This is a genomic window from Gottfriedia sp. NPDC057991 (genome assembly GCF_042886615.1).
Lineage (GTDB): Bacteria > Bacillota > Bacilli > Bacillales > Bacillaceae_G > Gottfriedia.
This window is the reverse complement of the sequence record NZ_JBHVQN010000006.1, coordinates 42649-67233: the sequence shown is the minus strand read 5'-3', so window position 1 is coordinate 67233 and position 24585 is coordinate 42649. Positions and strand designations below refer to the sequence as shown.

At 33.1% G+C, this 24585-nt stretch carries 27 protein-coding genes; 8 read left to right on the top strand and 19 right to left on the bottom strand.

Going from position 1 to position 24585, the window contains the following annotated elements; all coding sequences use genetic code 11:
- Window positions 1–168 precede the first annotated feature (168 nt).
- Window positions 169–312, top strand: a complete 144-nt coding sequence (locus ACFVR2_RS19145) for a hypothetical protein (protein WP_335411290.1) — start codon at window positions 169–171, stop codon at window positions 310–312.
- Between the two features lie 153 nt (window positions 313–465).
- Here ACFVR2_RS19145 and ACFVR2_RS19140 read toward each other — a convergent pair whose 3' ends face one another.
- The 7 genes from ACFVR2_RS19140 to ACFVR2_RS19110 form a co-directional block, all read right to left on the bottom strand.
- Complete coding sequence (locus tag ACFVR2_RS19140; protein ID WP_387365298.1) at window positions 466–951, bottom strand: cysteine hydrolase family protein; 486 nt, start codon at window positions 949–951, stop codon at window positions 466–468.
- A gap of 726 nt (window positions 952–1677) precedes the next feature.
- Entirely contained in the window at window positions 1678–1935 is a 258-nt protein-coding gene (locus ACFVR2_RS19135) for a hypothetical protein (RefSeq protein ID WP_387365295.1), read from the bottom strand.
- A gap of 121 nt (window positions 1936–2056) precedes the next feature.
- Window positions 2057–3118, bottom strand: a complete 1062-nt coding sequence (locus ACFVR2_RS19130; RefSeq protein ID WP_387365292.1) for a DmpA family aminopeptidase — start codon at window positions 3116–3118, stop codon at window positions 2057–2059.
- 131 nt (window positions 3119–3249) lie between these two features.
- Complete coding sequence (locus ACFVR2_RS19125; RefSeq protein ID WP_387365289.1) at window positions 3250–3399, bottom strand: hypothetical protein; 150 nt, start codon at window positions 3397–3399, stop codon at window positions 3250–3252.
- Window positions 3400–3765: 366 nt separating this feature from the next.
- Window positions 3766–4146 (bottom strand): VOC family protein, encoded by a 381-nt coding sequence (locus tag ACFVR2_RS19120; RefSeq protein WP_387365286.1) that lies wholly within the window; start codon window positions 4144–4146, stop codon window positions 3766–3768.
- A 129-nt stretch (window positions 4147–4275) separates the two neighbouring features.
- Window positions 4276–4641: a hypothetical protein gene (locus ACFVR2_RS19115; protein ID WP_387365283.1), complete on the bottom strand. Its 366-nt coding sequence runs from the start codon at window positions 4639–4641 to the stop codon at window positions 4276–4278.
- A gap of 201 nt (window positions 4642–4842) precedes the next feature.
- On the bottom strand, window positions 4843–5268 hold the full coding sequence (locus ACFVR2_RS19110; protein ID WP_387365280.1) for a DUF7878 domain-containing protein: 426 nt from the start codon (window positions 5266–5268) through the stop codon (window positions 4843–4845).
- Window positions 5269–5507: 239 nt separating this feature from the next.
- Here ACFVR2_RS19110 and ACFVR2_RS19105 point away from each other — a divergent pair, with 239 nt between their 5' ends.
- Together ACFVR2_RS19105 and ACFVR2_RS19100 are read left to right on the top strand one after the other, a co-directional pair.
- Window positions 5508–5753, top strand: coding sequence for an Rcat domain-containing protein (locus ACFVR2_RS19105; protein WP_387365278.1), 246 nt, complete (start codon window positions 5508–5510; stop codon window positions 5751–5753).
- Window positions 5754–6261: 508 nt separating this feature from the next.
- The gene (locus ACFVR2_RS19100; RefSeq protein ID WP_387365275.1) at window positions 6262–6693 is read left to right on the top strand and encodes a hypothetical protein; all 432 of its coding nucleotides are present in this window, start codon (window positions 6262–6264) and stop codon (window positions 6691–6693) included.
- Between the two features lie 409 nt (window positions 6694–7102).
- On the opposite strand, the gene ACFVR2_RS19095 is transcribed toward ACFVR2_RS19100, so the two are convergent.
- A complete protein-coding gene (locus ACFVR2_RS19095; RefSeq protein ID WP_387365272.1) occupies window positions 7103–7261 on the bottom strand; it encodes a hypothetical protein in 159 nt (52 codons plus the stop codon).
- A 474-nt stretch (window positions 7262–7735) separates the two neighbouring features.
- Between ACFVR2_RS19095 and ACFVR2_RS19090 the strand changes: the two genes are divergently transcribed.
- Window positions 7736–7867: a hypothetical protein gene (locus ACFVR2_RS19090; protein WP_387365269.1), complete on the top strand. Its 132-nt coding sequence runs from the start codon at window positions 7736–7738 to the stop codon at window positions 7865–7867.
- 193 nt (window positions 7868–8060) lie between these two features.
- On the opposite strand, the gene ACFVR2_RS19085 is transcribed toward ACFVR2_RS19090, so the two are convergent.
- Window positions 8061–8843 (bottom strand): methyltransferase domain-containing protein, encoded by a 783-nt coding sequence (locus ACFVR2_RS19085; protein ID WP_387365266.1) that lies wholly within the window; start codon window positions 8841–8843, stop codon window positions 8061–8063.
- Between the two features lie 102 nt (window positions 8844–8945).
- Window positions 8946–9671 (bottom strand): MurR/RpiR family transcriptional regulator, encoded by a 726-nt coding sequence (locus tag ACFVR2_RS19080; RefSeq protein ID WP_387365263.1) that lies wholly within the window; start codon window positions 9669–9671, stop codon window positions 8946–8948.
- Window positions 9672–9914: 243 nt separating this feature from the next.
- Here ACFVR2_RS19080 and ACFVR2_RS19075 point away from each other — a divergent pair, with 243 nt between their 5' ends.
- Window positions 9915–11351 (top strand): glycoside hydrolase family 1 protein, encoded by a 1437-nt coding sequence (locus ACFVR2_RS19075; protein WP_387365260.1) that lies wholly within the window; start codon window positions 9915–9917, stop codon window positions 11349–11351.
- An 89-nt stretch (window positions 11352–11440) separates the two neighbouring features.
- Here ACFVR2_RS19075 and ACFVR2_RS19070 read toward each other — a convergent pair whose 3' ends face one another.
- The 3 genes from ACFVR2_RS19070 to ACFVR2_RS19060 form a co-directional block, all read right to left on the bottom strand.
- Window positions 11441–11851: a hypothetical protein gene (locus ACFVR2_RS19070; protein WP_387365257.1), complete on the bottom strand. Its 411-nt coding sequence runs from the start codon at window positions 11849–11851 to the stop codon at window positions 11441–11443.
- Window positions 11852–11986: 135 nt separating this feature from the next.
- A complete protein-coding gene (htpX, locus tag ACFVR2_RS19065; RefSeq protein ID WP_387365254.1) occupies window positions 11987–12859 on the bottom strand; it encodes a protease HtpX in 873 nt (290 codons plus the stop codon).
- Window positions 12860–13031: 172 nt separating this feature from the next.
- Window positions 13032–13214 (bottom strand): hypothetical protein, encoded by a 183-nt coding sequence (locus tag ACFVR2_RS19060; RefSeq protein ID WP_387365251.1) that lies wholly within the window; start codon window positions 13212–13214, stop codon window positions 13032–13034.
- Window positions 13215–13445: 231 nt separating this feature from the next.
- On the opposite strand from ACFVR2_RS19060, the gene ACFVR2_RS19055 reads away from it, so the two are divergent.
- Window positions 13446–14204 carry a L,D-transpeptidase family protein gene (locus ACFVR2_RS19055; RefSeq protein ID WP_387365248.1) on the top strand — a complete coding sequence of 253 codons (759 nt, stop codon included), beginning with the start codon at window positions 13446–13448 and terminating at the stop codon, window positions 14202–14204.
- A gap of 219 nt (window positions 14205–14423) precedes the next feature.
- Here ACFVR2_RS19055 and ACFVR2_RS19050 read toward each other — a convergent pair whose 3' ends face one another.
- The 4 genes from ACFVR2_RS19050 to ACFVR2_RS19035 all read right to left on the bottom strand — a co-directional run bounded on the left by ACFVR2_RS19050 (window position 14424) and on the right by ACFVR2_RS19035 (window position 19780).
- Entirely contained in the window at window positions 14424–14645 is a 222-nt protein-coding gene (locus ACFVR2_RS19050) for a hypothetical protein (protein WP_387365245.1), read from the bottom strand.
- Window positions 14646–14850: 205 nt separating this feature from the next.
- Complete coding sequence (locus ACFVR2_RS19045) at window positions 14851–18612, bottom strand: collagen-like domain-containing protein (RefSeq protein WP_387365242.1); 3762 nt, start codon at window positions 18610–18612, stop codon at window positions 14851–14853.
- Window positions 18613–18838: 226 nt separating this feature from the next.
- On the bottom strand, window positions 18839–19039 hold the full coding sequence (locus ACFVR2_RS19040; protein ID WP_387365239.1) for a hypothetical protein: 201 nt from the start codon (window positions 19037–19039) through the stop codon (window positions 18839–18841).
- A 306-nt stretch (window positions 19040–19345) separates the two neighbouring features.
- A complete protein-coding gene (locus ACFVR2_RS19035) occupies window positions 19346–19780 on the bottom strand; it encodes a hypothetical protein (protein WP_387365236.1) in 435 nt (144 codons plus the stop codon).
- 363 nt (window positions 19781–20143) lie between these two features.
- Between ACFVR2_RS19035 and ACFVR2_RS19030 the strand changes: the two genes are divergently transcribed.
- Together ACFVR2_RS19030 and ACFVR2_RS19025 are read left to right on the top strand one after the other, a co-directional pair.
- Complete coding sequence (locus ACFVR2_RS19030; RefSeq protein WP_387365233.1) at window positions 20144–21346, top strand: macrolide family glycosyltransferase; 1203 nt, start codon at window positions 20144–20146, stop codon at window positions 21344–21346.
- A gap of 229 nt (window positions 21347–21575) precedes the next feature.
- Window positions 21576–22973, top strand: a complete 1398-nt coding sequence (locus ACFVR2_RS19025; protein WP_387365230.1) for an amino acid permease — start codon at window positions 21576–21578, stop codon at window positions 22971–22973.
- Window positions 22974–23021: 48 nt separating this feature from the next.
- Here the strand turns inward: ACFVR2_RS19025 and ACFVR2_RS19020 are convergent, their stop codons facing one another.
- The gene (locus tag ACFVR2_RS19020; protein WP_387365227.1) at window positions 23022–23729 is read right to left on the bottom strand and encodes a DNA alkylation repair protein; all 708 of its coding nucleotides are present in this window, start codon (window positions 23727–23729) and stop codon (window positions 23022–23024) included.
- Between the two features lie 126 nt (window positions 23730–23855).
- On the bottom strand, window positions 23856–24449 hold the full coding sequence (locus tag ACFVR2_RS19015) for a hypothetical protein (RefSeq protein WP_387365224.1): 594 nt from the start codon (window positions 24447–24449) through the stop codon (window positions 23856–23858).
- Window positions 24450–24585 lie beyond the last annotated feature (136 nt).

Genomic DNA, 24585 nt, shown 5'->3' with positions numbered 1-24585 from the left:
TACACTGTTGGAAATTAGTAGATTCACTTATTTAATTGAGCAAATTTAATAAATCTCCTATCACTACATAAAAACTTTTTTAACTTTTACATCAGATTCATCTTGGCTTAAAAAAAGGGATATATAATCTAATAGTGTAAAGGCATTATTCAAACTAGGGGGAATACAATGCTTACTAATTTATTATCTGAAATCAAATTTTGGTGGTTTGGAGAGTTACGAGAAGAAATAGAAGAAATAGAACGAATTGAATCCAAACATACAAGAGTTCGATTTGACTCTGATATTCATGAACTAATCCGTATCCATTAGAAGAATATGAAGAACGTTTTTTAAATTTCCAATAGATAAGAAGAGAACCACAAGATCTTTAACTTGTGGTTTCTTTGCTTTTTCAAAAAGAGCTCAAATTACCATGACTAGAAGAGCCTGTGTATGTTTTCAATCTATATATCTATATTTATACTAAATAAGGTATGGGACAACATTGTATGATATAATGTTTCGATCACGATACGTTTGAGTAATTACATCACTTTTTGTGCTTAATAGTCCATTTTGCAATAAGACTGGTTTAAATCCTCTTTCGCTAGCTCCATTATAAGTAAATAGAACACAATGTTCTGCTGCAAACCCAGCTATTATAACTAACTCAACGTCATTTTTTTTCAAAATCTGCTCTAATTCAGTATTCCAAAATGCATTTGAATGTTCTTTTGAAACACAAATATCTTTTTCTTCTACTTTAATTTCAGGGATGAAAGAAAGTAATTCAGAGTTTATTTCATCTGCTCCTTCAATATCTTGAACATGTATAACTAAGTGATTTTTAGATCGGATACGGTCAGCAACATAATTTATATATTCACAAGCACCTTCGACATTCAATGTTTCTTTTTTACCCTCTAAAAATATTTTTTGCATATCAATAATAAGAAAAGCAATTTTCATTATTTACCCTCCATGACACTTTATATTTCTTTTAAATAATTATTCTATTTGTTTTCTTATTGTCCTACTTTTTTTAAAAAATAAAAGAGGCACTCAAAACAGTTCTTATAGATTTTGAAAATAGAAAAAAGCATAGATATAGTTATCAATACCTACGCTGTTAATAAACAATCTTGTCAATTAATTATCAAACTTACGTAAAAGGAGTAGAGTGATGTTGATTTCCATTACAGGATGCTCGCTTTCCATCGGGCGAGATTCTTTAGCCTCCTCGGCGAGCCTGCGGGGTCTCAGCCTTCCCGCTTATCCAATAGGAGTCAAGCATCCCTCCATTCCAATCAACTAATTCACAAAAAAAAGTTTACGATAAACCCCTAAATATCCTTTACTTAGTGTAACATAACAGTTTTATCCATCAGATTGTAAATCAAATTCTAAACTAATCATATAAAACTAACTATCTAAAATTTGATCTTAATATTTTTAATTTAGGAAAAAACAATTACTCTAGTTCCATGGTAAATTAAAATTTTTGAAACACTTTAACATTTAAAATCGTTAAATATAAAAAAATGAATATAACATCAATAATGTTCCACTTAATTTTGTTTTCCCTATAGACAGTTTTAGATCTTTTATATAATCGTATTCTTTTTCAGCCGGAACTAAAAAAAGACAGCCCTTTAATATACGATTAGGTCTGTCATTTTTTATGAATTTTCGAAGTTATTTAATGTTTAATTTTTTTATTTCTATTTGACCGCCATTGATCGGTAATTTTTTTACACTATATTTTCTTTGATCTGCATTTGGCAAAGGTAGTTTCAATAAATTTATATTTTTATCGGCAATTTCTTCATTTTGAGTTTTAATCTGAATGCGTTCTTTTACATTAGTCTTTTTTAAACCAATTTGATTAAAAGTCATAAAACTAACACCTAAACAAATAACAAAAGTACAAAGAAAAAATACAATTTTTTTCATAATGTCCTCCCAACTTAGTGCTTGTCCAACTGTAAGTTTAAGAGTAGATTATGTAAGTGGTTACGTTATTAGAACTTTCTAGAAGTCTATTCTTTCTATTTAGATTTTTGAATTCCGTTGTCTATATTAAATTAATATTGTATTTTTCTATTAAATCTTTAAAAGCTGGTCTTTCATTCCCGTCTCTACCAACAATATGTGTTGCTGTTACTAAAGAGTTTAAAACTGCTTCTTCTGTTGCTTCTCCTATTGCTCTAAATGCGAGATCTATATCTTCTTCATGAATAGTCGGAACTGAAATGCAATGTGATGTTTTTTCATGAGGTATTTTTGTTGCAGTTGAAAAGCCAATGACGACTTCACCACTTCCCGTTGTAATAATTGAGCCTGTTCTTGATAAACCCGTAACTGTTCTTTTGATTATACGATTTAGCTGTCTTTCAGATACGGGAAGGTCCGTTGCAACAATCATAATGATTGACCCCTTATCTTGTTCATCTCGTTCCTTTAAAATAAAATCACGCAATTCTGCTCCAACATGCCTTCCATTTACTTTTAAATCGCTTAATATCCCAAAGTTAGATAAGACTAAAACACCCATTGTATAAGTACCATGTTCCATTTTCATAACTCGCGAAGCTGTACCAATCCCACCTTTTAATGAATAACAAAGCATTCCCGTTCCTGCTCCAACAGTTCCTTCTTTCACATCTGAAGAAGCGTTACTTAATGCTTGAAAAACATGGTCTTTCGAAATAAATCTTGCTCGCACATCATTTAAAAGCATGTCATTGCATTCGCATATTACTGGGTTAACAGTTCCTGTCGTACGACCTATTTCAGGATTATGATCTAACATATATTCTATTAAAGCGTCTGCGGCTGTCCCAATACTTAGTGTATTTGTTAAAATAATTGGCGTTTCGATCGTTCCTAACTCATTAATCTGAATCGTTCCCATCGACTTACCAAACCCATTAATGACATGAGATGACGCGATTAACTTATCTTTAAATAGATTTCCTTGATGAGGAAATATAGCTGTAACGCCAGTTTGAATGTCTTGATCGCTGATCGTTACATGACCTACTGTAACTCCTTCAACATCTGCAATAGAATTTAGTTCCCCTGTTTCTAGGTAACCAATATTAACTCCATAATCTCTTATTCTTTTTTGACTCATTATAATTTCCCTCCAGCTTCCTATTCAAAAAGTGTAGTAGCATTTAATTAAGTGATTTTAATTTTCACAGTACAAAAAGCCCTTATTCAGAGCTTTTTAATTTTAAAAAAATTCTCTTCTTTTAAGAAATATCAATGACTTTCTGTTAATTTTATTTTCTCTTGATTTTCATTAACTTTTAAAGGGATATAAGTTAATGAAATTAACGCTCCACTTATCATTAGTAATATCATCAATGAAGTGACTAAAAGTACGATTTTTTTAGAAAATACTTTCATCATAAGTTGATTTCTCCTTTATGATCAATCTTACGAATTATTTTAACAGATTACTTTGAAAATTTGATACTTACTTGATAAAAAATGATCTCAATTACAACCCACGATCAATCTTCAACCTAAAAAGTATTTTCCGGTTTAATAATTAATTGACTTGGAAATTATTACCACAAGCGAAAAAAGAACTATTCCTATTCCCTAACATACCTTATATAAACCTTGTTTTCTTGGTGGCATTGGCAAACAGGTACACTTCACTTTTATCTTCATGGTAAAAGTGATTTTTATTTAAAATTTATAAAAAAACACAAGGTAAAATTTTACCCTGTGCTTTTAAACTTCATCGACTTATTTGATTACTTAATTCTTTTACTTTTTTTCCATTACAGCAAAATAATTTTGTTCATCATCAGCAAAGTTAAACACTCTTCCATTTGGCATTTCAACAATTTCACCAACAGTAACCTTTTTGTTCGTTAAATCACTATACAATTCATCAAGTTTATTTGTAAAAAACATTAAAGAAGGTGTACCTAGATTAAGAGATGGCTGCATTTTAGAAATTAATTCTTTATTATGAAGTACAATACTTGTTTCAGCATTTTTTGAAGGGGCAACTTCAATCCATCTCATTCCTTGACCATTATTATTATCAGAAATCACAGTAAAGCCTACTTTCTCAGTCCAAAAGTTCACTGCTTCCTCTTGATTGTTTACATATACCATTACTTGACCAAGCATATTAATCATTTCATTCTCTCCTTAAAATAATTAGTAATTAGTTCATAACAATTATTCTGACCATCTCAGATAGAAAATAGAAGTGTTAGTAATGAAAATTTGAATACTATTAATTTCTAGATTAATTTTTGAACTCATTTAATTCCTAAACTGCTCCTGTAATAGTTTTGTTAACTTTGAATCAAGTTTATATCCGTTTCCATTTTGCCAATACATACTTTGCTTGTAATTCACTTCAAATTCCTCTTTTTTACCGTCTTTCTTAATAAAAGCTAGCTTTAAATCAGTGGATTCCATTTGTTTATCCTCAATGTTTTTTAATTTAAAACCTTTTTCGATTTTATTTATTAAATCATGATCCACATCCGCCGAATAAATAATTGTATCTACTGAAGTAACACCAATGATACCAACAACTTTACTAGTTTTACTCTCTGTACTTGATTTCGTAGAACAGCCAAATAAAAGGAATATACCACTTAAAACGATTAGAAGTTTTCGCATTAATCCTCCAATTTTTTTACGATTTTCCAATAATATTCAACGTCTTACCCATTATTCCTTTTAAACAATTAGATAATAATTAAAAAGATTAATAAGTATATGAAATGTAATTTTTTTAGTAAAATTGCCCGATTAAAATACACTAAAAAAGAGTTACTCTTGCAACTCTTTTAGTAAAAAAACTTTTTTTTATAATAAAAATTACTGATTAAATTTATCAAGCGTATAATCATAATTAATTTCAATAAGTCCATCATTTAAAGCAGTAAGAAACTTATTTACAGACTCAACTAATGTTTCTGTATTAATGTATTCCGTGGGTTCAAACATTTGCCACACCGAATAAATTCCCCACCTGTCATCTCCTTTATATAGGAAATTCATAAGATCTTCATTTCGATTAATCGATTCATAATTCATGTTATCTCTTGATCCATTTTGTACTTTTTGAACCCATTCATTTAATTGACTCGCAAACTCAGTAAGGTTTAAATTCGGATCATGAAAAAATAACGATTCATTTAAATAGATATTTAATGAGCCATCTATATACTTTCCAGTATTGGCAACATAAGCGGGTTCTGTAGGTATAAAATCATTTAATATAAACAAGAATTTTATCTTCATAAAATACTCCTATCGTATGTAGTTCAATCTTTATTTATGTATTTTAGTACTTAGTTTCTATTGTTTCCTATTTTTGGTATTTTCCTCATTTTTATTTCTCTTTTTTAACTTTTTATTTTGGAATGTAAATTTCAAATCAATTACTACAAAGGTATCATTCTATTATAGCAAACATAAAAAATAATATTATAAAGCCCTTTTTTTCGTCTTATCAATTAAAAAGAAAGTTGGATAACTATATGAATCAATTTATTACAGGTCTTTTTCAATCGATTCTTATATTAATTTTAGCATTCGTGTTTGTCTATAAATATTCAGAAATTCGCACAAGAACTACTCATTTTGTTTGTCCTCGTTGCAGCAGTTGCTTTAAATTATCTAAATTAAATTTTGCTTTATCATTTAAAACCGGTAAAGTAAATGAGCGGCTAGTTACATGTCCCGTTTGTGGTCATAGAGATCGAATGACTATTATAAATGATTAAATGACTAATTACTTTTTCGCTTTATGTGTACAAATTTTTTTATTAATTTGAAATAATAGTAAACCTTGTAATTGTGAATATTTATACTGATGTAATTTTTACAAAAAACCTCTAAAAACACTTATACAATAGGGTTTCTAGAGGTTTTAATAATTTTAAGTTTTGTCAAGAAAAGACAACATACCACCACAAATTAGAGGAGGTTTTGGGTGATATTATTTATATTCAATGGACAGACGCTTTTTAAAACGATATATTCCAATTCTAAACAAATGAAAAAAGGACCATCCTAGCAATTTACTGGAAAGGTCCTTTTTTCTTGGAGTTTTAATGAATCATATAAAAAAATGCTCTGCAACAACACTTTAATAATAACTTGTAATAACCAAAATTCTTTTTTTTTAATTGAAACAAGTCATTTCAAATAAGGAATCATCTATCCTATATTAATATTGTATTGTTTTCATTAGATAATATATCCAAAAATATGACAAATTGGAGGTAGTACATGAAAAAATTATTTAAACATGCTACTATTTCTGTAATAACAGTAGCAATTTTAGATTCAATTATTCCAATGAAGTCACATGCAGAAGAAATTACTAAACCAACTAGTCAGAACACAATTAATCAAATAAACACGCAAACTAGTTTACCAGCACCATCCATAATACAAGTAAGAGCGGTAACCATTGGACTTGCTGTTGGAGGTGGAGCCGTTCAAGCTTACATAATCAAAAAAGGTAAACCATCTGCAGCAAAGTTATTTACTAAAACAATAACTTCTAAGTTAAATGCATGGGGTGCTAAAAAATTAGCTACAACTGTGGGTTTGGTAGTGATTACTGCGTTAAATTACGCTGACATTGGTACAAATATTGCAAAACTTATCGATAAATATGACACTAAACCCAATAATGGTTACATTGATTTTGAATGATGATAAAAAAACTATTAAAAAGTCGTTTTTTTGAAATAGTTATTTTAGTAATATTATCGATTAGTTTTAATTATTTTACGGCTGATATGGAAAAAAATCTAAAGTTTTTTATTCTTAGTTTAGTATTTATTATTTTTATACTTTTTATTGTATTTAAATTTTTTGATTATATACGTTCAAAATTTTAAAATTAAACATAAGAATATAAAGCAAAAAAAGAGTTTCTAATACTTTATGAAACTCTTTTCTTATGTTTATAACAATTAGCCAAAGTCTTCTCTCCAACAATTCTATCTAGAATTAAACCATTTTTTTCTTGAAATACTTTAACAGCTGCTAATATTCAATTATTTGAGCTGCTACTTTATAATTCAACTCACCTATTACACCTTGATATTTTTTCTTAAACTTACTCGTTTTTATATAAGTTAGCTAAATCATATGAATCGTTAGCAATTTCTTTTAAAACACACTTTAAAGTTTCATCATTTACTATAAAAGTAAATTGGGTTCTGTATTCAATATCGAATTGTAATTGATCAATTTTTCGGCTATTAAAGCGATTCAAATTTTTCACATCCTTATTTTTCTGTTTTTATTAAAGTATGTGAAAAAAATAAAATGTTTTTTGCTTGAAGATTAAAGAAACCCCTTAAAATAAACAGGGTTAACTTTATAAATTGTCCATTATTAGGGGAAATATTAATCTATTATTTTAATTCTAACTTAAGGTGTAAATGTGATTATATTCATATCTCTATTAATTGCCGATACTGAGGTAACATTTGAGGCAAGGGTAAATATCACTCTTAGACTATAGGTTGAAGTTGCATTAGCGGGTGCTATATCCACTTGAGTACTTGCAAATTGAAACCTATGTGTCCCAGCTGAAGATTGGTTAGTATTATAAGTTCTAGTGTCTATTAAAGTTGCATCCCTATATAGTCGGAATTGAAAAGTAACTGACCAGTTTGCAGTAACCACTAACTCGATGGCTGATGCATAGTCAATTTTTTGCTGCTGATTTGCGAGTACAGCCTGTGTGATACTTACAATTGTTACTTCTGTATTAAGTGGTGGGAATACAGCAATCGATCCAGCATTTTCTGCAAATGTTAGAGTTGGTCTTTGCCCTGTAGGTCCCGTTACTCCGGTTAATTATCACCTTTTCTAACTAGAGAACTGATTTAGTAATAAATTCTTGTCCATTTTTCATACCATTATAATCTTATGTAACAACATTAAAATTTGATTATGATAGACGTCTAAGTAATAAATGGTTTTTTTACAGTGACGAAGTATAGAAATTTTTGATTTATAATTTAATACTCAATAAATAAAGAGGATATTTTTATCCTCTCAATAATTTATACTTGTGTTTTAACAATGTAACGTGAATAAGTTATAGGCAAACCATCCTTTTGGGCATTTTGTTCAAATATTCGTATAACTTCCGGTAAATGATCTTCAATTACCTCCATTAATAGGGATTGTCTTTGGCCGAAGCATCTTAGTTTTAAAACATCAAGTGGCGTATGTAAAAATTCAATACTATTAACACCTTGTATTTCTACACTTTCAAAGCTACATTGATCAAGTCTTTGCTTTATCTTTCTTAAAATTGGTTTCTCACTATTAATTGATTGAAATAGATTAGGAAAAAATTTAGGTAATTCAATTCCTAAATCATCACCAGGATGAAGTCCAAGGACTTTCCCTCCTTTTTTTACTACTCTTTTAAGTTCTTGATAGGCTGATGTGGGTCCTTTTCGGTTATATGCACAATCAAACTGTTCCGATTCAAAAGGTAATCCATTTTTTGTGCTGCCAACAATAAAAGATACATTTTGTTTTTTCGTTTCATTTCCACTTTTTATAAAATCATTTGTAAGATCAAATCCTACAATTTCTTTTGCTTTTTCACTACATTTAATAGTGAATTCTCCATGACCACACCCTACATCTAATACAGTTTTGTTATTAATCATTTCAACTACTTCATTATTAAAAATTAACTCCCCATTTGGCTCTGTAATTGTTGAATTCCAAGGATATGTGTATTCCCCATATAATTTACCTATTTGTTCGTACCATTTTGTTGAATGTGGTTTTACCCAATCTTTATGTAATGTAGGATCGATTAATTTCATAAATATTAATACTCCTTTACTCTTTATCAGAATAAATAACATTCCTTACATAATAAGAAAAACCCTTTTAATAATGAGTAAAAATAATCTTTAACCATACACTTATTGATTAATTCTATATATTTCGCGAGCGATCGATTCAATTATATAGACCACTGGAACTTGAGTAGTTATATTTGCCTCTTCAAAATACTCTTCTGTTACATAATAGGGAATATTTAGATCAGAAATTTTGGCTATTGTTGATAATTTGTTGTTCGTAATACTTATAATTTTACAACCTTCTTGTTTGAGTAAATTCAGATGGTTTACTGTGAAAATAGTTTCTCCAGAGACTGACAATGCGATTGCTATACTATTTTTTGTTAATTTAGAGTGAATCGGGAAATGTGGGTCTTTTATATAAAGTGAAAATTTTCCTAAACTTGAAAAGTACCTCGAACCATATTCAGCAAGAATACCTGAGCTGCCTATTCCAATAAAAATTACATTTTCAGCTTTATTTATTTCAATAGCAGCCTCTTTCACTTTATCTTCTAAATCCACTTTTAAAGATCTCTCAAAAAATTCTACTAGCGTATGTTGTGCACTTTTTACGAAGGTCCGTTTCTCCTCTTCTAAATACATTTTTAACTTTACTTTAAATTCAGAAAAACCGTCGCAATTTAGTTTCCTACAAAAACGTAAAATTGTTGAAGTTGAAACATGGGTCTCATCTGCAATTTCACGTATACGCATATAAGCGACTTTTCCCATATTTTGTGAAATGTAATTATATAAAGATAACTCTAACTCATTAAATGACGCGATTTGATCATTTGAAAACATTTTAGTTCGTTCTCCTTTTATAACAAGGTACTTAATATATTTAATCTATTTAAATATCTTAACATACAAAATAAAAAACACAGCGTTACATATATGAAACAATTATTTACTTTTGTGAATAGAAACTAGATTCCATTCACTTATTTACTAACATCTCCGTTAACGTTATGATTCGTTTATATTCTCATTAATTAAAAATATGGATTTATGTAAACAACTAAAAAGAAATTAGGAGGTAAAAAAATGAAACAATATAAATTTCCTAAAGATTTTCTATGGGGTGGCGCTACGGCTGCTAATCAAATGGAAGGCGGATTTTATGAAGGGAATAAAGGTTTAAATATAGCCGATGTTCTTCCTGGTGGGAAGGAAAGACTGAATATTTTACAGTCATCTGGATTTAATTTCGAGATTGATCGTTCTAAGTATAATTATCCAAACCACGAAGGAATAGACTTCTATCACCGATATAAAGAAGATATTGCTTTATTTGCGGAAATGGGTTTTAAAGTTTTCCGAATGTCAATTGCTTGGACAAGAATCTTTCCAAATGGAAATGAATTAGTAGCAAATGAAGATGGATTGGCTTTCTATGACCGTGTTTTTGACGAACTACACAAATATAGCATTGAACCAGTTGTGACAATTTCACACTATGAAATGCCAGTAAATCTTGTAAAACAATATGGTGGTTGGAGAAATCGAGAAGTAGTAACCTTCTTTGAAAGATATGTAAACGCAATTTTCAACCGTTATAAAAACAAAGTAAAATATTGGATGACTTTTAATGAAATTAATAGTGGATTAATTATGCCAATTATGGGTCTTGGTTTTTCTATAAAAGAAGAAAAAGATAAATACCAACCAACATTTCAGGCGTTTCATCATCAATTTGTTGCAAGTAGTATTGCAGTCAAAGCTTGTCATGAGATAATTCCAGATTCTCAAATTGGATGTATGATTTTATATGCTCCAGTTTATTCATTTGATTCGAATCCTAACAACGTAATGTATGCCCTTGAAGAAGAACGCTTTTTTAATTACTTCTGTGCAGACGTTCAGGTTCGTGGCGAATATCCGTCATTTATAAATCGCTTCTTTAAAGAAAACAATATTAATATTGAAATGCATGATGGGGATTTAGAATTAATTAAAGAAGGCACTGTTGACTATATTGGGTTCAGTTATTATATGTCTAGAACCGAGAAAAAAGAAAAATCTGACTTAGAAAGCTCACAAGGAAATCTTATTGGTGGAGTTAAAAATCCTTTCCTAAAAGCAAGTGACTGGGGCTGGGAAATCGATCCGGTAGGTTTACGAATTAGTTTAAATCAATTGTATGACCGTTACCAAGTACCGTTATTTGTTGTAGAAAACGGCCTAGGTGCATATGACAAAGTAGAAGATGATGGAACAATTAATGATTATTATCGAATTGATTATTTACGTGAGCACATTAATGCGATGGGAGAAGCAATTCAAGATGGCGTTAAATTGATGGGTTATACTAGCTGGGGTTGCATAGATCTTGTTAGTGCATCATCAGGTGAGTTCTCAAAACGTTATGGTTTCATTTATGTCGATAAACATGAAAACGGTAGTGGAACATTAGAACGAAAAAAGAAAAAATCATTCTTCTGGTACAAAGATGTGATTGCTTCAAATGGAGAAGAACTATAATTTTTAAAAAGGAACTTCATCAAAATTTGAAGTTCCTTTCTTTAATCTATATGTTAGGTGTGACTCTTTTTAGTTAGACTAAAATCTACTTATTCATTTTCAATTTTTACCATTAATTTACCATCTTCATAAATAGTTAAGTAAACAGTGTCACCAAGTTTCAATATAGGGTTAGATTTTTTGTCTATTATTTCTTTATCAGTAAATCCGTATTTCTCAGAATCATCACAAACTATTTGATACTGACTTTTATTACTTGTTTTTGCAAGGTCGACAACTTCGCAAACACGAGTTTTTAAATTTGAATCTACATTCATTAATTCTTGTTTATTAACTAGTGTAATTATACTTTTTGATTTAGGAATTTTGATAATATTGGGATGTGCTTTAGCGTGATTAAAATTAATAATAGAAATAGATATGATTATTCCGAGGGTAAAGATAAACGTAGCTATGATAATTCCTGAAGTTTTCAATTTTTCGATTTTTTCTTTCTCCAATAAACTACACCTCATCTTTTTATTATCTATATTCCCTAAATTAAAATGAAATCCTTCTTCCTATTACCTTAATCTACTTTAGAAAAATAAAAATAAAGGCCTTTTACATCGTTAAATGTAAAAAGCCTTTAACTTTTATAATGATTTTAAACGTTCGATTCGTTTTTCTAATGGTGGATGCGTTGAGAATAATCTTGCGAATTTCTCTTTACCGCTTATTTTAAAAGCTGCAATCGATTTTTGACGATCATCAACTAATCTAATATTTCGACTTAATGATTCTAAAGCATAAATCATGTTATCTTTTCCACCAAGTTCTGCCGCATACCTGTCAGCCTTAAATTCCCTTTTTCTTGAATGCCAGAAAATAATTGGACTACTTAAAATACTGAATACGATCTCAAATACTACTGAACAAAGAAAATAAACGACATAAGATAACTCTTCTCTTACAAAATTAGAAACAATTTTTGCAACTAAACGGGAGAAGAAAATGACAAAAGTATTAATTACACCTTGTAATAATGTTGTAGTAACCATATCTCCATTTTTTATATGGGCAATTTCGTGTGCTAAAACACCACTAATTGCTGGACGATCCATTGTCTCAATCATTCCACTAGAAACAGCTACTAAAGATCGTCTTTTACTAGGTCCTGTAGCAAAAGCATTTACTTCAACTGAATTATAAACTCCTACTTGTGGCATCTTTTTTAAACCAGCAAGTTTTGCTAAACGATATGTCTCCTCTAGTACAAAATTAAATCGTTCATTTTGTGGAGAACGAGAATCAATTAATTTTACACCCATAACCCATTTAGCCATTATACGAGAGAATAACAATGAAATAATCGCTCCACTAAATCCAGCTATTACACTAAATGTAAGCAGTGCCCAGTATCCACCATTACCAATATAGCGAGGTACACCTAATAATGTTGTAATCGTAGTAATTGTAATTAACACTAAAATATTAACAAAAATAAAGAAAGAAATACGTTTAAACAAAATCGTTCCTCCCCAACAAAATAATTTAAAAGACCATTATATTTAACTTTTATTCTTAAATATCGTGTCTAATTTCTTATACAATCCTAGAACACAATTAATTTCTTAAACTTATATTCATTCTACTATATAATGCTAATTTTGTTATCCTAGATTTCTCAAATTTTATGAATTATGAAAGTTTGCTAGATTTCTTCCAAATTAAATTAACGAATAGGATTAAGATTCCTACTGAAAATCCAATAATTTGATCTAATAAAAGCTCACCCGTTTTAATTAAATGAATGATAAAGGTCCCACCAAAAATAATGATGATTAGTAAGGATAGTTGGAGCAAATAATTATTAATTTTCATCTATTCACCTCCATTACTTTAAATTTACTATTTCCCTTTTACAAGCCATTAGCACTACATAGAAAATATTCCGTCCAATCATACAAACTAAAAGAACTATGAAAATTCATTACAAATATCATCTTCTTTATTTATTTTAAGCATATTTGAAAAAAATGACAAATGGACAACTTCTGCAATCATAGGATTAATTGATTAAGATTTTGAAAAAATGATTCGGGAGGGAAGGTATTGTTAAGAAAATGGCTTGCTGTTCTAATTTTAACTTGTCTTATGTTTGTAGGTATTGGTATTAAACCTAGCCAGGCAGCTACATCTCAATTCATTATAATTAATAAATCAACAAATCAACTAGCTTATTATGAAAATGGTAAACTCTACAAAGTTTTTAAAGTAGCCACTGGTAAAAGTCCAACTCTCACGCCAGAGGGTAAGTTTAAAATTGTAAATAAGATTGTGAATAGACCTTACTATACAGGTCACATTCCTGGTGGGGATCCAAGAAATCCACTTGGAAACCGTTGGCTTGGATTAAATGCTCGTGGTACATGGGGAACTACATATGCCATCCACGGTAACAATAACCCAAGTTCGATTGGAAAATACGTTAGTCATGGCTGTGTTAGAATGTATGATAACGAAGTAGAATGGCTTTTTGATCGAGTAAAATTGAGCACACCTGTTGTCATTACAACTTCAAGTAAATCATTTAACTCAATTGCAATTGCAAACGGGTATAAGGTAACAAGTAGTAATGGTGGTTCAAATGCTGTTATCCCAAGTGGAACTGTATTAAAAAAGGGAAGTCGCGGTACTACAGTTAAAAAACTTCAACAAAAACTAACATCTCTCGGCTATAGTACAAAAGGGATCGATGGTGTCTTTGGGAACAACACATACCAAGCCGTGCGTAAATTTCAAAAAGACCGGCATTTAAAAGTAGACGGAATTGTAGGACCTGCTACGATTAAAGCACTTGGCGGTTTATAAGTTCGACTTTTAATAGAGGATATTCCTCTATTTTTTTTATATTTCTAGTAATCTTTTTGATCTAATACCTAAACACTAAATCTTAGCTTTATTTATTATTAACCAATTTACAATATAGTCTATTAGCTCCAGTGAATATCGTTGATTCACCTTTAATGTAGAAGAAGCTAAACTTTTAGATATTATTTGCTATATTCTCCTCAATATTAATAGCTTCATTCACTTGAATAAAACTAGGTACAATTTGATTAAGAGATTCATAAAACTGTTGATGTGGCTTAACACAACTTGCCGTTCCAAATACCAGGTGTTTGATACTCCTGTTGGTCGTGCAAAAAATAGATTCACTTCTGGAACTACATATGTATTCGTACTTTTGACAATTTCCAAGGAAGTTGATGTTTTTCCTACTGCACTTGCACCTTCTAAGCAAATTATCATATTTTCCCTCCTTAAAACTAACAAAATCATGCTACTACTAAAATAATATATTTACATTTGTAAAATAAACTACCACGTATAAAATTAGTATAAATAAAAGTTCTAAATTTACAATTGTATTTAGGAGTACATTAGGATAAAAAAAAGGTCTTCAACTGAAAGAAGAACCTTAATAAAATATCTAATTGTAATTAAATCACCAATATCAAATTGTAGTTGCAATAAAGATTGTATAGATTGCACTTTGTGTAATTTGAGGTGTTATATATAATGAAATAGCGTTAGTTCTTGTAACGGGATTTCCAGGAATGGTACTAGTCCAAGTGACAGTGGCTGCTGCTACAACTGGATTAGGATTGAATATGGTTACAGGCTGTGCACCTACATCATTTGGTGTAATAGAAAATATTATTGTTCCAGTTAAGGTAGCTATGACATCTAAAGTAATAGTAGATACTATTTGACCTGCTGCTGGTGCTGCAAGATTAATAGGAACATTATTACAAACCTGAATATTATAAGTTCCTGCTGAGAGATTATTTACATTTATAGAGCTTGAAAGACCAATAATACTACCTGAGCCTGCAGTTACATATGGAATAATATTTGAATCTGCACCGGGAGATCCAGCAATTCGTTGAAATCCTGCGTTAGTACCACCAAATATAATTGCTTTAGTATTAGATCCTGAAATTCCTGTTGCTCCGGTTGAGCCGGTTGCTCCGGTTCGACCTGTTGGGCCGGTTACTCCGGTTGCCCCTGTTGCCCCTGTTGTTCCTGTTACTCCGGTTGCCCCTGTTGTTCCTGTTATTCCTCTTTCTCCGATGGCTCCAGTTGCCCCTGTTACCCCGGTTGTTCCTGTTACTCCAGTTTGACCCGTTACTCCTGTTACCCCTGTTCGGCCTGTTGAGCCTGTTACTCCGGTTGGGCCAGTTGATCCCGTTACTCCCGTTACTCCCGTTACTCCTGTTGCTCCCGTTACTCCTGTTGCTCCCGTTACTCCTGTTGCTCCCGTTACTCCTGTTGCTCCTGTTACTCCGGTTGTTCCGGTTATTCCCGTTACTCCCGTTGGGCCAGTTATTCCCGTTACTCCGGTTGTTCCGGTTATTCCCGTTACTCCAGTTGCTCCTGTTACTCCGGTTGTTCCGGTTATTCCCGTTACTCCAGTTGGGCCAGTTATTCCCGTTACTCCGGTTGTTCCGGTTATTCCCGTTGCTCCAGTTGGGCCAGTTATTCCCGTTGCTCCAGTTGTTCCTGTTGCTCCTGTTGATCCCGTTACTCCAGTTGCTCCTGTTACTCCGGTTGTTCCTGTTATTCCCGTTGCTCCCGTTGGGCCAGTTATTCCCGTTACTCCGGTTGTTCCGGTTATTCCCGTTGCTCCCGTTGGGCCAGTTGAACCCGTTACTCCGGTTGTTCCGGTTGTTCCGGTTATTCCCGTCGCTCCTGTTACTCCCGTTGGGCCAGTTTCTCCTGTTGTCCCAGTTATTCCCGTCGCTCCTGTTACTCCGGTTGTTCCTGTTATTCCCGTTGCTCCAGTTGCTCCAGTTGGGCCAGTTGGGCCAGTTGGGCCAGTTGCTCCAGTTGCTCCAGTTGCTCCAGTTGAACCCGTTACTCCGGTTGTTCCGGTTATTCCTGTTATTCCCGTCGCTCCAGTTGCTCCCGTTGGGCCAGTTGATCCCGTTACTCCGGTTGTTCCTGTTGTTCCGGTTATTCCGGTTATTCCGGTTATTCCGGTTATTCCCGTCGCTCCAGTTGCTCCCGTTAGGCCAGTTGCTCCCGTTTCTCCTGTTGCTCCTGTTGCCCCAGTTGTTCCTGTTGGGCCAGTTGATCCCGTTACTCCGGTTGGGCCAGTTTCTCCTGTTCTCCCGGTTATTCCCGTCGCTCCCGTTACTCCAGTTGGGCCAGTTTCTCCTGTTGTCCCAGTTATTCCCGTTTCTCCTGTTACTCCAGTTGGGCCTGTTGAACCCGTTACTCCGGTTGTTCCGGTTGTTCCGGTTATTCCTGTTATTCCCGTCGCTCCAGTTGCTCCCGTTGGGCCAGTTGATCCCGTTACTCCGGTTGGGCCAGTTTCTCCTGTTTTCCCAGTTATTCCCGTCGCTCCCGTTACTCCTGTTGTTCCTGTTATTCCAGTTGCTCCAGTTATTCCCGTCGCTCCCGTTGCTCCCGTTGGGCCAGTTTCTCCCGTTACTCCTGTTACTCCGGTTGTTCCTGTTACTCCTGTTGCCCCAGTTGATCCGGTTGCTCCTGTTGCCCCAGTTGTTCCTGTTACCCCGATTGGACCTGTTTCTCCTGTTTTCCCAGTTATTCCCGTCGCTCCCGTTACTCCAGTTGGGCCAGTTTCTCCTGTTTTCCCAGTTATTCCCGTTACTCCAGTTGCCCCAGTTGTTCCTGTTTCTCCCGTTACTCCAGTTGCTCCAGTTGAACCCGTTACTCCGGTTGTTCCTGTTATTCCTGTTATTCCCGTCGCTCCAGTTGCTCCCGTTGGGCCAGTTGCTCCCGTTACTCCGGTTGTTCCTGTTATTCCAGTTGCCCCAGTTGTTCCTGTTGGGCCAGTTTCTCCGGTTACTCCTGTTGCCCCAGTTGATCCGGTTGCTCCTGTTGCCCCAGTTGATCCTGTTACCCCGATTGGACCTGTTTCTCCTGTTTTCCCGGTTATTCCCGTTGCTCCTGTTTCTCCCGTTATTCCAGTTGCTCCTGTTTCTCCTGTTGTCCCGGTTACTCCTGTTATTCCCGTCGTTCCCGTTACTCCGGTTACCCCAGTTGATCCGGTTGGGCCAGTTGATCCCGTTACTCCAGTTGGGCCAGTTTCTCCTGTTTTCCCAGTTATTCCCGTTGCTCCTGTTGTCCCGGTTATTCCCGTTACTCCAGTTGCTCCTGTTTCTCCTGTTGTCCCGGTTATTCCCGTAACTCCAGTTGCCCCAATTTCTCCTGTTATTCCCGTCGCTCCCGTTACTCCAGTAGGGCCAGTTTCTCCTGTTCTCCCGGTTATTCCCGTTGCTCCTGTTTCTCCCGTTACTCCAGTTGCTCCTGTTTCTCCTGTTCTCCCGGTTATTCCCGTTACTCCAGTTGCCCCAATTTCTCCTGTTATTCCCGTCGCTCCAGTTACTCCGGTTGTTCCTGTTATTCCCGTCGCTCCCGTTACTCCAGTTGGGCCAGTTTCTCCTGTTCTCCCGGTTATTCCCGTTACTCCAGTTGCTCCTGTTTCTCCTGTTGTCCCGGTTATTCCCGTTGCTCCCGTTACTCCAGTTGCCCCAATTTCTCCTGTTATTCCCGTCGTTCCAGTTGCTCCCGTTGGACCAGTTGAACCCGTTACTCCGGTTGTTCCGGTTATTCCCGTCGCTCCTGTTGCTCCCGTTGGGCCTGTTATCCCGGTTATTCCCGTTGCTCCCGTTATTCCGGTTGCTCCTGTTGCTCCTGTTATTCCAGTTGCTCCTGTTGCTCCCGTTACTCCGGTTGGACCAGTTGCTCCTGTTCTCCCGGTTATTCCCGTTACTCCCGTCGTTCCTGTTGCTCCTCTTTCTCCGGTCGCCCCGGTTGAACCCGTTACACCAGTCGTTCCAGTTGCTCCTGTTGGGCCAGTTGAACCTGTTACTCCGGTTGTTCCCGTTGCTCCGGTTGTTCCTGTTATTCCCGTTGCTCCGGTCGCTCCGGTTGGACCCGTTACTCCTCTTTCTCCGGTCGCTCCGGTTGGGCCTGTTACTCCTGTAAATCCCGTTGCTCCTGTATTACCTTTTTTTCCTCTTTTTCCTTCCTCGCCCCTAGGGCCTCTTGGACCTCGACAACAACAGCAACAACATTTTTCACAACAATCACAATCATTTTTACACTTCTTACAATCACATCTTTTCTTTTTCTCTTTCTCTTCTTTTCTAAAATGATCTTTTGAACCATTGCAACAGCAACACTTTTTGCATCTGTGACAAACTTTACAATGGCAATCACATTTTTTTTTATCTTCTTTCCCCAAAAAATCACCTTTTTCAATTCTTTTGGGCTAGTCCTTGGATGATATATTCCTAATTACTTACAAATTAAGATATGTATATTTTCATTTTTTGGTTAGTTCATCAGTCCAAACGTCTAATATAAGATTTTAATAATTCTCTAAATGTAAAAAATTTATTAAAAATTCTTTGGGTGTAAATAATCGTTTCCATATAAAAAAGACTACCTAAGCAGCCTTTTTGTTGTAGTCATACACTATTTTTTTCATCTTCAAATTCAAGCTTAAAATAATTAACAACACGACTATAAAATGGATATATAATCCCAATTACAATAAGAAACCAACCTATATTTGTGAGATAACTTGGACCAGAAAAATTAGAAAAGTAGGTTAACGTTACAATTAATAGTCCAAACAAAATATACAAAGCAGAAATTAATTGTTTCATCATAATCTCCTTTTACATTTTTATTATTTATATTAAATTCAAAAATGAACTCACAATTACCTTTAACCTTTTTGAACTAACTTTTTTATGTAGTACCAGATCTCTGAAGTCAGAAAGCTATATCAGAAAATTCTTTATTTAGAAATTACACTTAAGCCTAAACAAGGGTAGTTTAACTCATAGGTCGCTCCCTTAAGTTTTTAAATTTAATAGAGTATTTAACTAGATTAGTATAATTAATAAAATAAAAATTAATAAATACACCAATTCAGTTTTTTTGACAAATTTAGAAGTTATTTTAATAAACTATTCACTTGTCAAAATTAATTTTCTTGTTTTGATATCATATATTTTGTAACTAACCTCAAAATTATGATCTTTTGTAACTGTCACCCTACAATAATAAGAAATTGCTTTCCCATAAGCATCCAGTTTAGGAATATCTCTGAAAGTAAATATTTCATCTGTATCTTGCATATCAAAATCTGCTTCAGAAGTACGACTTGAATTATCAATTTCTATAACACATCTTCCGCTGACAACATCATATTGTTTAAACACAACGTATTTAAAACTTGGGAGAGTAACCGCTAAAAGTAAAACACCAAGTAATAAGCATCCAAAGCTTTTTCCTATATTTACTAAAGAATATACTCGTTCAATATACATTGTAATAAATATAAAAACTGCTCCTATTATAAAAAATACTCCAACTATGAGCATAGAATAATATGTAAACACCTTTTCACTTCCTATAAAAATAAACTACTACCTATCTATTATTTTGGGACTCCTTTTTCAAATACTCCTACCGTTTAAAATTAAAAAATCAATTATTTGATATAAGGTAGGAACTAGACACACAAAAATTAATAGATATTCTAAATTTATTTCCGATTATCAAAATCTAGTACTTTTAGACAATTTTTTCTTCATCATCTAAATGAATTGAGATGGTATCTTCTATCTTCATTATTGATTCTACATCGTATAATCACCTCTATTATTTTTATTTTTTAGTTTAGCATTATACAATGTTATTTAATAGTTAAGCTAAATCATTTTGCTTTTAAAAAGAATAAATTGAACCAAGGAGTGTTTTTAATGGCACGTGTTTTATTTATTAATGGAGGCTCAGAAGGGCATATCAATCCCACTATAGGAGTTGTAAAAGAGCTAGTTTCACGCGGTGAAGAGGTTGTCTACTTTTCGATAGAGTCTTTTCGAGATCGAATTGAAAAGACTGGAGTTACAATGCGAACAATTGATGAACAAAAATTTATTAAAGCCTTTCTCTCAGGTGGTCGAACTCATTTACTAGAAAGAATTAATGGTCTATTACATACAGCAGAAATCGTTATACCTAGTGTTCTTGAACAGATTCAAGGAGAGCATTTTGATTACATCATACATGATTCTATGTTTGGTTGTGGACGTTTAATTGCCCAAATTCTTAATCTTCCCGCAATCAGTTCCTGTACTACTTTTGCACAGACAGAAGAAACATTCGATAAAATGATGGAAAAGCAATTAAAGAATATTCCTGAAGAAATAATTAAACCGATTAATGATGAATTTAATAGACTGTCCTTAAATATTAAGAAAAAATATGCTGTAGAGATCAATTCATATTATGAAGTATTTTGTAATCCTGCTCCATTAACAATCGTATACACTACTAGAGCCTTTCAACCTGGTGGGGAAGCCTTTAATAATTCATACAAATTTGTCGGTCCATCTATCGGTTCCCGATTACAACAGGATACATTTGACCTTTCTACCATTAAAAGTAAAAGTCCTATATATATTTCTCTGGGAACTGTTTTTAACCGCTCTATTGATTTTTATAAGCTATGTTTTGAAGCATTTGGTAATAGTGAACACTCAGTCGTAATGTCGATTGGTAAACAAACCAGTCTAGATGATTTAGGAATTATTCCTCCAAACTTTATTGTAAAACAATATGTTCCACAGACAGAAGTGCTAAAATATACAAAATTATTTATAACGCATGGTGGAATGAATAGCACATGTGAGGGTCTCTATTACGGAGTTCCATTAATCGTAATCCCACAGAACGCTGATCAGCCAATGATTGCAGAGCAAATAGCCAAGATTGGTGCAGGTTTGCAATTACAAACTCAAAATTTGACACCAATTCAACTGCGTGAAGCGGCAGAAGATGTGTTAAATAATAACCCGTCTTACAATAAAGCAATCGACAGTATAAAGAAATCTTTTCGAGAAGCGGGTGGCTATCACCAAGCTGTTAATGAGATTTTCCAATTTAATAAAAATGCTAAGTAATACCTTTTCATCTTCCTAATCCTTTCTTAACTAGCCTTCTAAAGAGTTAAATGAGAGCCGATGTTCGGCTCTCATTTTTATTCAACTATATAAATAGAAACGAAATTCTAACCAACAATAGACTGACACTGACATTCTAATTTTTAGAAATAATTCTAAAATAACCGATTTAATTTTATACAAATGGGGAATGTTTAACTAGAATTGATCAAAATTAAGGAGACCTTAAATGGATAATAAACATTCGATAAAGCAGGAAGTACTTGACAAAAAAAGAGCTAATCTTGAAAAAGGAAAAACATCTAAACTTTCTTGGTGGCAGCTTTCTTTGATTGGAATTGGATCGATCATAGGGGCAGGTTTCTTTTTAGGTACTGGTTTATCGATCCAAATAGCAGGTCCAGCAATATTACTCAATTACATTATTGGAGGAATCACCTCCTTTTTTGTATTTAGTGCACTTGCGGAAATGACAGTAGCCGATCCAGAGCCAGGCTCTTTTAGAACATACGCGAAAAAAGCTTTTGGTAACTCGATGGGATTTGTATCTGGTTGGATGTATTGGTTATCTGGTGTATTTATCATCTCTAGTGAAGCTGTAGCACTTGGAACCTTTGCTAAATTTTGGTTCCCGAATGTTCCTCTTTGGATTTTTACAGTTTTCTTTGTAATTATTGCATTCGCTATTAATCTTTTAGGAGTAAAAAATTTTGGGAAAATAGAATCGATTTTCGCCATAATAAAATTATCTACTTTAGTTATCTTTATTTTATTTGGGGTATTATTAATAACCCAAATTATTACCCCAGAAACTAATTCAGTAAAAGGATTAAACAGCATTCACCCAATTTTAGCAACCGGAATGAAAGGAATGTGGTCAGCTTTAATATTTGTATTTTTTTCTTTTGGAGGCATAGAAATAATTGGAATCGCTTCATCTGAATTGAAAAATAGTGAAGAAATTCCAAAAGCGGGAATCGGCATGCTCATTGCACTAGTTGCTGTGTATATTTCATCTATTTTCTTTGTATTAACGATGGTACCTTGGTCAAAGATTAACGCATCGAAAAGTCCTTTCGTTTCAGCTCTATCGGTTTTTCATTTTCCTTATATCGATTCCTTTTTCAACTTAATTATTATTAGTGCTGCCTTATCAACTATGGTGGGATCTCTTTTCTCAGTTACTAACATTATGGTTTCATTAGCGGAAGATGGTGAGGCACCTAGGAGAATAGCAAACAGGGACAAGAGAGGAACCGCTTTAAAGGCATTATTTCTAACGGGGTTTGCAGTAGCTATTTCTTTAATATTATCTTTTATTCTACCGGGAAAAATATATGAATATATCACAACTGCAGCAGGCGTTATGATGATTTTGAATTGGACAACAATCTTATCATCACAAATTAAACTAAGAAAAGATAAAGATAATAATGATCATTTTAAAATGTTTGGTTATCCTTTCACTTCTTATTTAGGCATTCTATTAATACTAGTGGGGGTCTCAGGCGGATTAGTTCACGCAACTCAAAGAATGGGAGTCTTTATTAGTTTAGGTTTAATTCTCATTATCTTCTTAAGCTACTTTTTCATCTTCAAAAACAGAAAAAAGTCATATCAAAATTAAAGAAAAAGCTGAATCGAAATATTGATTCAGCTTTTTCTTTTGACGATTTTAACACCTTACATGTTTACGCTTAAATCCTAATAGACCTTTATCTAAATCTTTTTGAATTTTTTCAGAGCAAAGTAAAATAGTGCTTTTTTTCTTGTCCTTTTTCATTTCGACTGGTCCAATTACTTTAGCAGTTTCAACTGCTTTATCATGTTGAGGTAAATATGAAATTGCTACTGTATAAATAAAATTATTCATTGCAGATTTTGTTCGTTCAGGAGATTCATGGATTGTATCTTTCACCTGAACAAGCAAATCTGAAATCTTGTCCGCATTAAATTCAGTATCTGAGCGATTACCCAAAAGCCAACAGTAACAGCTCCAACCAGCTGACATTTTGAGTTCATCTCCGCTTGCAATCCATTTGTCGGCTACCTCTTGCGCAATATCGGCTTCAGCTAAAGTAACTGCAACTACATAGTCTGAAAGCATATAGAAATAAGCTCCATCAATCCAACTCTCAAAGTCTTCTTCAGTCATTTTCAAAGGATCTGCTATAATCCCCGCAAAATACATCGCATCGTAATTACCTGTTGCATATAATTGATTCGCTAATTGCTGATCTATTTTAATTTTCTTAGCGATCGGTTTCATTGCTCCAGTTGCCACTCCAAATAGTGGCTCATGTGCACCATTACTTATGTATGTCTTTTTTGTCCGTTCTTTACCAAGTACTTCTAGCTCCTGCATAACCGTTTCTAATTCCACTGTTTTACACTTCCTTTCTTTACATTCCCACTACAAAATTTTTTCAAGCAATACTAAATTAGCACATATAGATGTACCACATCGTTCAAAATCAAGTTAGCAGTTACATAGAAAGATTTTGCTGTTTTATAATGATACAAATTTATATTTATTAAGTAAGTTATTTAACTGCTTTACTTGTGCCCTGGAAAAAATACCAACTAAGCAATCTTGTCCTCCTAAATCTAGAATATAAACTCTCTTATCCGTATTTTTTATTTCTAATAAATCATTAAACATAACAATAATTTTCTCATCGATCCAGTCATCATTTACTTCTAGCTTCCAACAATAATCTCTTTCATCTAAAGTAAATGAAATTGATGCTACTTGATTTTCAATATCTACAAAATCTTTAATATTTTTAAGATCTAAATAATTTTTTGATAAGTCTTTAATTCTTTCTGCAATTAGAACATAATCTCCTGTGTCCTCAATACATTCCGTATCCAAATACCATATTTCATTTGAACAGTTAATATAATTTCCGTTTAACTCCAATTCACTTCCTAATGCGATTAGCAATAGCAGGTAAGGTTCTTTCTCAAATTCCTCATTACTATACTCAGCAAGAATTAATTCTTTATTTAAAATTGGATTTAATTCTATACCAATCTTTTGCAATTCAAATAATTGTTCATGGAAACTTACCTTCTTTTTAGATTTAAAGAAACGAAACATTCAATCACCAACTTATAAATTAATTAATAAGTTTGCACTACATTATTATATCATTACTTCTATTACTAAACTGCCGCAACTAAATATCCAATCAATTCTTCCTTTTAAAATCAAAAAAAATAAGTTGCCATGACAA